Source organism: Bacillus sp. SIMBA_154 (assembly GCF_046536015.1).
Classification (GTDB): domain Bacteria; phylum Bacillota; class Bacilli; order Bacillales; family Bacillaceae; genus Bacillus; species Bacillus pumilus_P.
Window position 1 is genome coordinate 1 of the sequence record NZ_JAWJBV010000032.1, and the last position, 11,418, is coordinate 11,418.

General features: G+C 42.9%; 10 protein-coding genes and 1 other annotated feature. Of the genes, 7 read left to right on the plus strand and 3 right to left on the minus strand.

The features are described 5' to 3' along the window. Window positions 1-291 precede the first annotated feature (291 nt). The gene (locus R0K30_RS20510) at window positions 292-1,368 is read left to right on the plus strand and encodes a bifunctional 3-deoxy-7-phosphoheptulonate synthase/chorismate mutase (RefSeq protein ID WP_099726841.1); all 1,077 of its coding nucleotides are present in this window, start codon (window positions 292-294) and stop codon (window positions 1,366-1,368) included. Between the two features lie 448 nt (window positions 1,369-1,816). After that, the gene (gene ccpA, locus R0K30_RS20515; RefSeq protein WP_099726842.1) at window positions 1,817-2,818 is read left to right on the plus strand and encodes a catabolite control protein A; all 1,002 of its coding nucleotides are present in this window, start codon (window positions 1,817-1,819) and stop codon (window positions 2,816-2,818) included. 43 nt (window positions 2,819-2,861) lie between these two features. On the opposite strand, the gene R0K30_RS20520 is transcribed toward ccpA, so the two are convergent. Genes R0K30_RS20520 through R0K30_RS20530 form a run of 3 tightly spaced genes read right to left on the minus strand, consistent with a single transcriptional unit; the run spans window position 2,862 to window position 5,332 of the window. Further along, window positions 2,862-4,022, minus strand: coding sequence for an acetoin utilization protein AcuC (locus R0K30_RS20520; protein ID WP_410612567.1), 1,161 nt, complete (start codon window positions 4,020-4,022; stop codon window positions 2,862-2,864). Continuing rightward, window positions 4,019-4,660 (minus strand): CBS and ACT domain-containing protein, encoded by a 642-nt coding sequence (locus R0K30_RS20525; protein ID WP_099726844.1) that lies wholly within the window; start codon window positions 4,658-4,660, stop codon window positions 4,019-4,021. The genes R0K30_RS20520 and R0K30_RS20525 overlap by 4 nt, the downstream gene beginning before the upstream one ends. Before the next feature lie 39 nt (window positions 4,661-4,699). Then, on the minus strand, window positions 4,700-5,332 hold the full coding sequence (locus tag R0K30_RS20530; protein ID WP_099726845.1) for a GNAT family N-acetyltransferase: 633 nt from the start codon (window positions 5,330-5,332) through the stop codon (window positions 4,700-4,702). A 155-nt stretch (window positions 5,333-5,487) separates the two neighbouring features. On the opposite strand from R0K30_RS20530, the gene acsA reads away from it, so the two are divergent. The 5 genes from acsA to R0K30_RS20555 form a co-directional block, all read left to right on the plus strand. After that, the gene (gene acsA / locus R0K30_RS20535; RefSeq protein ID WP_099726846.1) at window positions 5,488-7,212 is read left to right on the plus strand and encodes an acetate--CoA ligase; all 1,725 of its coding nucleotides are present in this window, start codon (window positions 5,488-5,490) and stop codon (window positions 7,210-7,212) included. Window positions 7,213-7,271: 59 nt separating this feature from the next. Then, window positions 7,272-7,509 (plus strand) — a binding site (T-box leader). 53 nt (window positions 7,510-7,562) lie between these two features. Further along, window positions 7,563-8,831: a tyrosine--tRNA ligase gene (tyrS, locus tag R0K30_RS20540; protein WP_410612563.1), complete on the plus strand. Its 1,269-nt coding sequence runs from the start codon at window positions 7,563-7,565 to the stop codon at window positions 8,829-8,831. 319 nt (window positions 8,832-9,150) lie between these two features. Then, the gene (locus R0K30_RS20545) at window positions 9,151-9,729 is read left to right on the plus strand and encodes an esterase/lipase family protein (protein ID WP_410612569.1); all 579 of its coding nucleotides are present in this window, start codon (window positions 9,151-9,153) and stop codon (window positions 9,727-9,729) included. 412 nt (window positions 9,730-10,141) lie between these two features. Next, the gene (locus tag R0K30_RS20550; protein WP_410612565.1) at window positions 10,142-10,705 is read left to right on the plus strand and encodes a cysteine hydrolase family protein; all 564 of its coding nucleotides are present in this window, start codon (window positions 10,142-10,144) and stop codon (window positions 10,703-10,705) included. 309 nt (window positions 10,706-11,014) lie between these two features. After that, window positions 11,015-11,418, plus strand: a 404-nt coding sequence (locus R0K30_RS20555) for a hypothetical protein (RefSeq protein WP_486304022.1), incomplete at its 3' end; no start/stop codon positions are given.

The window sequence follows — 11,418 nt, forward strand, 5'->3', positions numbered from 1 at the left end:
CCAACTGATATATTTTATCAAAATAAGTAAAAACCCCACTTTCACTTCAAGTAAAGGTGGGGTTTGTCTACGGTCTGGAACGTCAGCAACTGCTGACGTTTTTTTTATAAAAAAGGTTTACTTGAACCAAAAGTATGCTATAATCTTACACATAATACTTTATCGCTTAAAAGCGTTTGGGTAATAAAGAATTTTTTCGTGACAATTCCGAAATCTTTGTTTATAATAAACCCTATCCTGAGAGAATTTAAAAATAAAAAGCGAGAGCAGGCAGAGGAAAGGATGACAAAAATGAGCAACAACGAACTAGAACAATTGAGACAGCAAGCAGATGAACTAAATCTTCAAATCTTAAAACTGATCAATGAAAGAGGAAGCATTGTAAAAGAAATTGGAAAGGCAAAAGAAGCGCAAGGTGTCAACCGTTATGATCCTGTCAGAGAGCGCACAATGCTGAACCAAATTCTTGAAGAAAATGACGGCCCATTTGAAAATTCAACGATCCAGCATATTTTCAAGGAAATTTTCAAAGCAGGTCTAGAGCTTCAAGAAGATGACCACAGCAAAGCACTTCTTGTTTCTCGTAAGAAAAAACCAGAAAATACAATTGTGAACATCAATGGGGAAGCCATCGGTGATGGAAAACAACGCTTCATCGTTGGACCATGTGCTGTTGAAAGCTACGAACAAGTCGCAGAAGTAGCGGCAGCAGCTAAACAGCAGGGACTAAAACTGCTTCGCGGTGGCGCATTTAAACCTCGCACAAGTCCATACGACTTCCAAGGGCTTGGCGTAGACGGTCTAAAGATTCTAAAGCGTGTAGCTGATGAATACGGTCTTGCTGTCATTAGTGAAATCGTAAACCCTGCGCATATTGAAGAAGCGATCGAGCATATTGATGTGATTCAAATTGGTGCACGTAACATGCAAAACTTCGAACTATTAAAAGAAGCCGGATCTGTGAAGAAACCAGTTCTTTTAAAACGCGGTCTAGCAGCGACCATTTCAGAATTCATCAATGCAGCTGAATACATCATCGCACAAGGAAATGACCAAATCATCCTTTGCGAGCGCGGTATCCGCACATACGAAACAGCGACAAGAAACACATTAGATATCTCTGCTGTGCCAATCTTGAAACAGGAGACACATTTACCAGTCTTCGTTGATGTGACGCACTCAACTGGACGTAGAGATCTTCTTCTGCCAACAGCCAAAGCAGCTCTTGCGATTGGAGCGGACGGTGTCATGGCAGAAGTGCATCCAGACCCATCTGTTGCCCTATCTGATTCAGCGCAGCAAATGGACATTCCTCAATTCGAAAAATGGTTAGATGCGTTAAGACCACTTGTCAACATTCACGCGTAATCATAGATAGAATTACCGCCGGATAACAGCCCGGCGGTTTTTTCATGGAGAAAACACAATAGAATTGGAAATGAAAGGAATAAATCGCATTGCAAGCTTAAAGTGCTTGTTCACAATGTTTTCATTTTTAAAATTCGACAGAATCTGCTAAGATCATTGTCATAGCTGATGTTCACGATGACTTTTGCTGAAATATGATTCAATTTACAGGTAACAAGCTCATTAAAGTTTGTTTAATTTAGTTATAAAAAGAAAGGGAACGTTTTCATATGACGAAAAAACGTGTATAATTTCATAAAAGAATGTCATTTTGATGTAGATTGAAAAATTATGTGTCTCTTTTCATCATTTTAATGACAAATAGGATATTATTTTTTTCGTATCTGATATGTCTCTACCTAATTGGTGAATGCTATAGATATGAAGTGTATTTGAAGGAGTGATTTATGTGAATAATGTTACAATATATGATGTAGCAAGAGAAGCAAATGTAAGTATGGCAACGGTATCACGTGTTGTGAATGGAAATCCGAACGTGAAACCAACAACAAGAAAAAAGGTGCTTGAAGCGATTGATCGTCTTGGCTACCGTCCGAACGCAGTGGCACGAGGCCTTGCAAGTAAAAAAACAACGACGGTTGGGGTCATCATCCCTGATATTTCTAGTATCTTCTATTCTGAGCTTGCACGCGGGATTGAAGATATCGCCACGATGTACAAGTACAACATCATTTTGAGCAACTCAGATCAAAATACAGATAAAGAGCTGCATTTGTTAAATACGATGCTAGGCAAACAAGTAGATGGGATTGTCTTTATGGGCGGCAACATCACAGATGTGCTTGTCGAAGAATTTAAGCGCTCTCCTGTACCAATTGTTCTTGCAGCATCAGTTGAAGAGCAGGCACAAACACCATCTGTGAACATTAACTATGAGCAGGCCATTTATGATTCAGTCCAATTATTAATTGAAAAAGGCCATAAACGAATTGCGTTCGTATCTGGTCCGATGTCAGAACCAATTAACTCTGTGAGAAAGCTTGCTGGGTATAAGCGTGCGCTAGAAGAAGCGGGTATTGCTTTTGATGATGTTCTCGTTGCTGAAGGCGATTACTCCTATGACTCAGGAATTGAAGCCCTTGCAAATCTGCTTGAGCAATCAGACAAGCCGACGGCTGTCATTGCAGCAACAGACGAAATGGCTCTTGGTGTCATTCACGGCGCACAGGACAGAGGCGTCTCGATTCCTGAAGACTTAGAGGTCATTGGCTTTGATAACACAAGACTTTCCCTCATGGTACGTCCTCAGCTGACAACGGTTGTTCAGCCGACATATGATATTGGCGCTGTCGCAATGAGACTGCTGACAAAGCTGATGAACAAAGAACAAGTGGACGATCAAATTGTTGAGCTGCCACACAGAATTGAAGAAAGACAATCAACAAAATAAAAACAAAAAGCAGGCTCACCTTATCAGTGAATGCCTGCTTTTCTTATGCATTTTTCCTTTCTCTTCTAACAGGCATGAGTGCTTTTTCTACTGTTTGCACATTTTTTTCTGTGATTTCTGCTTTTCTTGGTATCGGTGGATATAAATCGTCAGGGTCGAACCATGTTGATGGAAGGGTGACAGGCGATTGCTTATTCCATGCCCGAATCCACTCCTTAGGAAGGTCAGCTGGCGGTGTGATGCCTTTCATTTCAAGCCAAATGCGGCTCCACGCTCTTGGGACCACGCGCCAAATATCATATCCACCTCCGCCAACAGCGATCCATTTGCCGTCACAATATTGATGAGCAAGCTCATGGGCAAGTCTGGGAATTTCCTCATATATTTTCATGGTGGCAGATAAATGGGTTAAAGGATCGTAATAGTGGGCATCCGCACCGTTTTGCGTCAAAATCACGTCTGGTTTAAAAAAAGCAGCAATCTCAGTCACTGCTGTTCGGTATGCTTCGAGGAACGATTCGTCTTCTGTAAATGCATCGAGCGGAATATTATACGCATAGCCATAGCCTTTATCATGGCCTCTTTCCTGTACTTGTCCAGTTCCAGGGAACAAGTAGCGCCCCGTTTCATGAATGGAGACAGTACATACCTCTGGATCGTCATAGAAGCTAAACTGTACACCATCTCCGTGATGAGCATCCGTATCAATATATAAAATCCTTGCGCCATATGTCTTTTGAATATATTGAATGGCCACAGAGCTGTCATTATAAATACAAAAGCCAGATGCACGTCCTTTAAATCCGTGGTGAAGCCCGCCGCCAAGGTTGAGCGCATGCTGCGAATGACCCAGCATCACTTGATCAACCGCTGTTAATGTCCCGCCAACAAGAAGAGAAGCCGCCTCATGCATCCCTGCAAACATCGGTGTATCTTCAGTGCCAAGGCCATAGCGTTCACCTTCTGCTGTAGACAGCTTTCCTTCACTTGCCCGCTGCACAGCTTGAATATAATCTGTCGTATGGACGAGCTTTAATTCCTCCAGCGTAGCCATACGCGGTGCGACGATCTCATCTTCTGTTAACGCCTTCATTTTTTGAAGAAGATCGTATGTTAAGTAGACACGAAGCTGATTGAAGGGATGATCTTGATGAAACTGGTACGTTTGAAAAGATGGTGAAAAAACAAAGGTCGCTTCCTTCATTTGATCGTCTGCTCCATAGGCCATAGCACCTTGTAGCCTTTTGCACGAATCAGCTTCGTCACATGATCTGCATGAATGGTTTGAAGGCGGAATACGAGCACTTTAGAGGCTTCATTTGCATGCGGGTACACAAGCACACTCAGCATTTGAATATGCTGCTCCTTTAAAATAGCCGTAATGTCTGCGAGCCCTTCTGTCATCTGCTCCACTTCAACCTCTAAGTGTGACCCAGGCTGATCTGCACCTGTCAGTCTGACAAACGTACGAAGTAAATCTGTCTTCGTGATAATGCCTACAAGCTTACCGCGTCTCACAACTGGAAGGCAGCCAATTCCATGCTCAAAAAAGACACTCGAAATTTCCTCAACGAAATCAAGCGGATGGGCGGTGATTGTCTCTAACACCATGATCTCTTCTACCGGCCGCTGAATAAAAAGCTGCCTTTTTTCTGTTTCGAAAATACTTGGACTGGCATTTTTAATATCCCGATCTGTCACCATCCCAATGACAGAATCTTGATCAGATACGATGGGAATATGCCGAATGTGATGTGCACTCATTTTTTGAATGGCTTTTTCGATCGTATCGGTTTTTCGCAGCGTGATCACATCACGCTCCATAATTTGTTCAATCATCATTGTTTACCAATCCCCTTTGCCAAAAAAACGAATTGAACGTTAATACATAAAGCGCTGATGGAAGCGAAGACGATCAAAACGCTCGATCGAATCAGGACTCACGTTTTTTCCGATTCTCGCCATTAAACAATTGGCTGGATGTGAGCTGATCTCTGGCTCGTCTGTTGCAAACCAGACAAGACCACCTGCGTTCATCATTTTCTCCATCATTTTGCGGTACTCCCAAACGTTTTTCTTTGTCCCCTTTAAATCCCAATGCCAGTAATATTCAGTTGTAATAATGATGTAGTTCTCCATTTGCTCATCCATCATGCTCACATCAAGTAAATGCTTGCCGAGCGAGCATCCTCTAAATGGAGGAGCGACTTCAATCGCGCCAAGCTCGATTAAATTGTCCATCTTGCCCTCTGACCAGCGCTCAAGCGGATCAGGATACAAATACGTGACATAGCCTGCGACAAGCTCATCCACTCTTGCAATGATCATACGTCCTTCTGGAAGATCTGCTATTTCAACAAGTGCTTGTTTCTGCTCCTCAGGCGTGCGAAATGCCGTTAGTCCTTCATGAAACGTATAGTTCGCAAGCTCTGATGCAGGTACCGGTCCTTCAATCAGGATAGAACCTGTTTCTCGCTCAATTGTTTTTGAATAATAAGTTTTAGGATGCTCCACGTATCCACCGCCTCAAATTCTAGTGAGTCGTCTCTATTTTAGCTTAAATCTTGCAGAAATTAAAACGGTTTCACCATAAGTTTTTTAAAAATTGAGAAAAAAAGTCATCTATACTATAATGGTCATTGTAAACGTATGCAAAGGGGGACTGTTTGATGAAAGTGGAAACGCTACCATCAGTAAAAGGAGACTATCATTTAAATGATTATGAGCAGGCATACAAAGAATTTTCATGGGAGGAAGCGAGAAAAAACTTCTCCTGGTATGAAACAGGAAAAATAAATGCAGCCTATGAAGCAATTGACAGACATGCGGACTCGTTTCGTCAGAACAAGGTGGCGCTTCATTACAAAGATTCACAGCGGGATGAAAAGTATACGTTCAGGGATATGAAAATCAACACAAACAAAGCGGGAAATCTATTCAGAGAAAAGGCGCATGTGCAAAAAGGGGATCGCGTGTTTATCTTTATGCCAAGATCACCTGAGCTCTATTTTCTTCTGCTTGGTGCTGTCAAAATTGGTGCGATCGTTGGTCCGTTATTTGAGGCATTTATGGAAGGCGCCGTCAAAGATCGTTTAGAAAATAGTGAGGCAAAAGTCATTGTGACAACGCCTGATCTGCTTGAGCGCATTCCATTTGCAGAGCTTCCAAAGCTTGAATCAGTCGTCATTGTCGGCGGTGAAAAGGAAGACATCGATGGCGTGCGGACGATTCACTACGAAGAAGCGTTTGAGCAGGCAGCAAAGGAACTCGACATTGAATGGATGGATGAAAAAGACGGTTTCCTGCTTCATTACACATCAGGGTCAACTGGTACGCCAAAAGGTGTGCTGCATGTCCATGGCGCGATGGTGCAGCAAGATCAGACGGGTAAATGGGTGCTTGACCTGAAAGAAGATGACGTCTACTGGTGTACAGCTGATCCAGGCTGGGTAACAGGGACAGTGTACGGTATTTTTTCACCATGGTTAAATGGAGCGACGAATGTCATTTTAGGAGGCCGGTTCAACCCTGATACGTGGTACGAAACCATTGAATCACTCGGTGTGACTGTCTGGTACAGTGCGCCGACAGCCTTCAGAATGCTGATGGGGGCAGGGGACGACCTCATTCAAAAGTATGACCTCAGCTCACTCCGACATGTCTTAAGTGTGGGAGAGCCTCTCAATCCGGAAGTGATCCGCTGGGGAGACGCTGTATTTGGCAAACGAATTCACGATACTTGGTGGATGACGGAAACTGGTGCACAGCTGATTTGTAATTATCCATGCATGGACATCAAACCAGGCTCGATGGGGAAACCAATTCCAGGCGTAGAAGCCGCGATTGTGGATAATGCCGGAAATGAACTTCCGCCATACCGGATGGGCAACCTTGCGATCAAAAAGGGCTGGCCGTCCATGATGCATACGATCTGGAACAATCCTGAAAAATATGAATCTTACTTTATGCCGGGAGATTGGTATGTTTCAGGAGATTCAGCATATATGGACGAAGACGGATACTTTTGGTTCCAGGGACGTGTCGACGATGTCATCATGACGTCAGGAGAGCGGGTCGGTCCATTTGAGGTGGAAAGTAAACTAGTTGAACATCCGGCAATTGCAGAGGCTGGTGTCATTGGAAAGCCAGATCCGGTACGTGGTGAAATTATCAAAGCATTCATTGCTCTCAGGAGCGGATACGAGCCGACGGATGAGCTGAAAGAAGAGATTCGTACGTTTGTGAAAAAAGGACTTGCTGCACATGCGGCACCAAGAGAAATCGAGTTTAAAGACAAACTGCCAAAAACGCGAAGCGGAAAAATTATGAGACGTGTGCTAAAGGCGTGGGAGCTGAATTTACCTGCTGGCGACCTTTCGACAATGGAAGATTAATCTCCTTCGTCAGTTGACTTGATATCAAAAGTATGTTAAAAATGACTTTAGTTGAATACGAAAAGGTTTTGACTGAGATTCAGTAGAATCATCTTTCCCTGTTCAAGAGAGCTGACGGCTGGTGCGAGTCAGTACAAAGAGATATTCGAATTACCCTCACGAACCGCTTTTACGAAAAGGAGCATAAATGCTGCCTGATTAGTGAAAGAACGGATCTGTCCGTTATCAGTGTAAGTGAAAAGACGTGATGTTTTGTCTTTTAAGCAGGGTGGTACCGCGATATATATCGTCCCTTCGTTCATTCGAAGGGGCGTTTTTTATGTTGAATTGTAAAAAAAGGAGATTTGGATATGAGTCAATTGATGGAAGATTTATCGTTTAGAGGATTAATTCAGCAGCAAACAGATGAAGAAGGTTTGACAAAATTATTAGCAGAAGAAAAAATCAAGCTGTACTCCGGCTTCGATCCGACAGCTGACAGCTTGCACATTGGTCATCTATTGCCCATTTTAACATTGCGCAGATTCCAAGAAGCAGGGCATCACCCGATTGCCCTTGTTGGCGGCGCAACTGGACTGATCGGAGATCCTAGCTTCAAAAAAGCAGAGCGTTCACTAAACCCGGCAGAAATTGTGGAACAGTGGTCAGAGAAAATCAAAGGCCAGCTGTCTCAATTTCTTGATTTTGAAGCAGGCGAGAACCCAGCCGTCATCGTGAATAACTATGACTGGATCAGTCAAATGAATGTCATCACGTTCCTTCGTGATATTGGAAAGAACTTCGGTGTGAACTTCATGCTGGCAAAAGATATCGTCAGCTCACGCATCGAGACAGGGATTTCGTACACAGAGTTCAGCTACGTGATTCTGCAATCGTTAGACTTCTTAAACCTTTACAGAAATGAAAATTGTAAGCTGCAAATCGGTGGTAGTGACCAGTGGGGAAATATCACATCTGGGCTTGAGTTAATTCGTAAGTCTGAAGCAGAAGGCGCAAAAGCATTTGGTCTCACAATGCCGCTTGTCACAAAAGCAGACGGCACAAAGTTTGGGAAAACAGAAGGCGGCGCCATTTGGTTAGATAAAGAAAAAACATCACCATATGAATTCTACCAATTCTGGATAAACACAGATGACCGTGATGTCGTGAAATACTTAAAATACTTTACGTTCCTATCAAAAGAAGAGATCGCATCGTACGAAGAAAAAGTGCAAACAGCCCCTGAAAAACGTGAAGCACAGCGCCGTCTAGCAGAAGAAGTGACAGCGCTTGTACATGGCCGTGAATCACTAGAACAGGCTGTGAACATCTCAAATGCACTATTTAAAGGCGAGATCAAATCTCTTTCAGCTGAAGAAGTCAAAGTAGGCTTTAAGGATGTTCCATCAATGGAGAAAAGCAGCACAGAAGAATTAACACTTGTCGATGTACTTGTTGAATCAAAGCTGTCTCCATCAAAGCGTCAAGCACGTGAAGATATTACAAATGGTGCCGTCTCCATCAACGGAGAGAGACAAACCGATAAAGACTATGTTCTTTCAGACGAAGACCGAATTGAAAAGCAATTTACCGTCTTAAGAAGAGGGAAAAAGAAATACTTCCTTGTGAATTACAAGTAAGAATGATGTGCAGCCGGGTGAGAGAACCGGCTGCTTTTTTTATGTCAATTGAGTCATTGAGGATGTCATATAGACGAACAGACTTTAAGAGAAACGAATGTCTAGTCTTTTGGCATTGCCTCATGAGAAAGTCAAAGGTGCTTTTTCATTATTTATTTCTTGTGAAAATATCGGACAAACAGTGCCTTGTTCACTTTTCTGTCATATTTTTCTTGTTTAAAATAGAGACGAACAAGATAAATAAGGGGGAATGAAAGTGTCATTATTGTTGAAAAGGAGTTTGCAGATTCTTGTTGCATTTGCATTGGTGGTTGGTTCAATGGTTTTCATCCAGCCGAAAGAGGTCAAGGCGGCTGAGCATAATCCGGTCGTGATGGTACATGGCATGGGCGGTGCCTCTTATAACTTTGCGGCGATCAAAAGATACTTGGTGTCACAGGGCTGGGACCGAAACCAATTATATGCAATTGATTTCATAGACAAAACAGGCAATAACCTCAATAATGGACCGCGTCTATCTAGATACGTCAAATATGTGCTAGCCAAAACGGGCGCCAAAAAAGTAGATATTGTGGCGCATAGTATGGGCGGAGCCAACACGTTATACTTTATTAAGAACCTAGACGGCGGAAATAAAATTGAAAACGTCGTCACACTAGGTGGAGCGAACGGACTCGTTTCACTCAGAGCATTACCAGGCACCGATCCAAATCAAACAATTCTTTACACATCCGTCTATAGCTCAGCCGATCTCATCGTCGTCAACAGCCTCTCCCGCTTAATTGGCGCAAGAAACGTCCTTATCCACGGAGTTGGACATATCGGTCTATTAGCCTCAAGCCAAGTCAATGGCTATATTAAAGAAGGGCTGAACGGCGGGGGACAGAATACGAATTAAAGGAAAAATGAAAAAAGACAGCGACATGTGCTGTCTTTTTTCATGTTATTAGAGAGATTGTGGCTAATAGATCATGAGAGAGGCGTTGATGGAGGGACGTGAAAGCAAAAGGAGGCAGATGATGATACAAAAGCTCAAGCTATATTTTTTAGGCTATTTTCTATATTTTCCGTGCTCATTTCTCATCATCTATTTCATCTGGATGAATATTTTCAAATCAGTTCAAATGGGAGAGGTGATGTCTAACTGTACCTCAATCATCGGTATCTATTACATCCTTGCTAGTGTGTGGTTTATCTTTTTGATGCAAAAAACAAGCAAAATATCATGAAGAGAAATAAAAGTATGTACAAATGGATCACCATTCCTTACACTACATGTATTGGATAAGAATTTTCGGAGGTGGGCGTTTGTGCAAACGAATCAAAAGGCTTTGATCATTGTGGATGTACAGAGGGCGTTCGAGCATGAAAAATGGGGGGAACGGAATAACCTAGATGCAGAGAAGAATATCAGTCGTCTATTGACGTTTTGGAGAGAGAAAGGCTGGACAGTGATTCATATCCAGCATACATCTGATCAGCCCCACTCTTTATTTTATCCGGCGAATGAAGGGTATCACTTCAAAGAAATCGTCAAACCGCTTGAGGAAGAAACTGTGATACAAAAGAAAGTCAACAGCAGCTTTATAGGTACAAACTTAGAGGAACAGCTAAGATCAAACGAGATCGACACTGTTGTGATCACAGGATTAACAACACCGCACTGCGTATCTACCACAACAAGAATGAGTGGAAACCTAGGTTTTGATACATACCTCATTTCAGATGCAACAGCCGCCTTTGGACTAACAGATCAAAACGGTACATATTATGATCCCGAAATGATTCATCGGCTATCACTTGCAACATTGCATGATGAATTTGCTACTGTCATGACAGCAGAGCAATTGATGAGTGGTTGGATGGGAAATTAAAAGATAATGATTATACGCTTAATAATACTTGAGAGCAACATGGAAAAAAATCCTCTGGAATTCTAGGGGATTTTTTTCATGATAGATTATATGGATTTGAACAGCTTCTTGAGACTTGCTATCATCATGAAAAAACAATAGACAAATTTAGCGCAAAATTCAATGAAATGTTCAAAACCAAAAGGCTTTTGAAGACTCTAGCAAATTATGTTTATTCTACGCTTATCTTTATATCCTTTGTATATTTAACTTATCTGCACCTATTTATAGATGTAACATATCATTAATGATAAAGGAGATGAACAACTGATGGGTTGTGATAAGTATAAAAAATGCCCAAATTGTAAACAAAAACTAAAATCAAACTGTTGCATCATCTGTGAAACAAAAGTAATTGTAGGGCGACGAGGATTACGGGGATTACGAGGGATTCGAGGAGCCACGGGAGCGACCGGTCCAACAGGAGCAACAGGAGATATCGGAGCCGCGGGAGCGACCGGTCCAACGGGGGCCACCGGAGATACCGGAGCCGCAGGAGCGACCGGTCCAACGGGGGCCACTGGAGATACCGGAGCCGCAGGAGCGACCGGTCCAACGGGAGATATCGGAGCCACGGGAGCGACCGGTCCAACGGGAGATATCGGAGCCGCGGGAGCGACCGGTCCAACGGGGGCCACCGGAGATACCGGAGCCGCAGGAGCGACCGGTCCAAC

Coding starts and splice junctions, on each gene's coding strand:
- R0K30_RS20510 (WP_099726841.1), top strand. CDS start 292: ATGAGCAACAACGAACTAGAACAATTGAGACAGCAAGCAGATGAACTA.
- R0K30_RS20520 (WP_410612567.1), bottom strand. CDS start 4,022: ATGAAGGAAGCGACCTTTGTTTTTTCACCATCTTTTCAAACGTACCAG.
- R0K30_RS20525 (WP_099726844.1), bottom strand. CDS start 4,660: ATGATGATTGAACAAATTATGGAGCGTGATGTGATCACGCTGCGAAAA.
- acsA (WP_099726846.1), top strand. CDS start 5,488: ATGAAAGTGGAAACGCTACCATCAGTAAAAGGAGACTATCATTTAAAT.
- tyrS (WP_410612563.1), top strand. CDS start 7,563: ATGAGTCAATTGATGGAAGATTTATCGTTTAGAGGATTAATTCAGCAG.
- R0K30_RS20545 (WP_410612569.1), top strand. CDS start 9,151: ATGGTTTTCATCCAGCCGAAAGAGGTCAAGGCGGCTGAGCATAATCCG.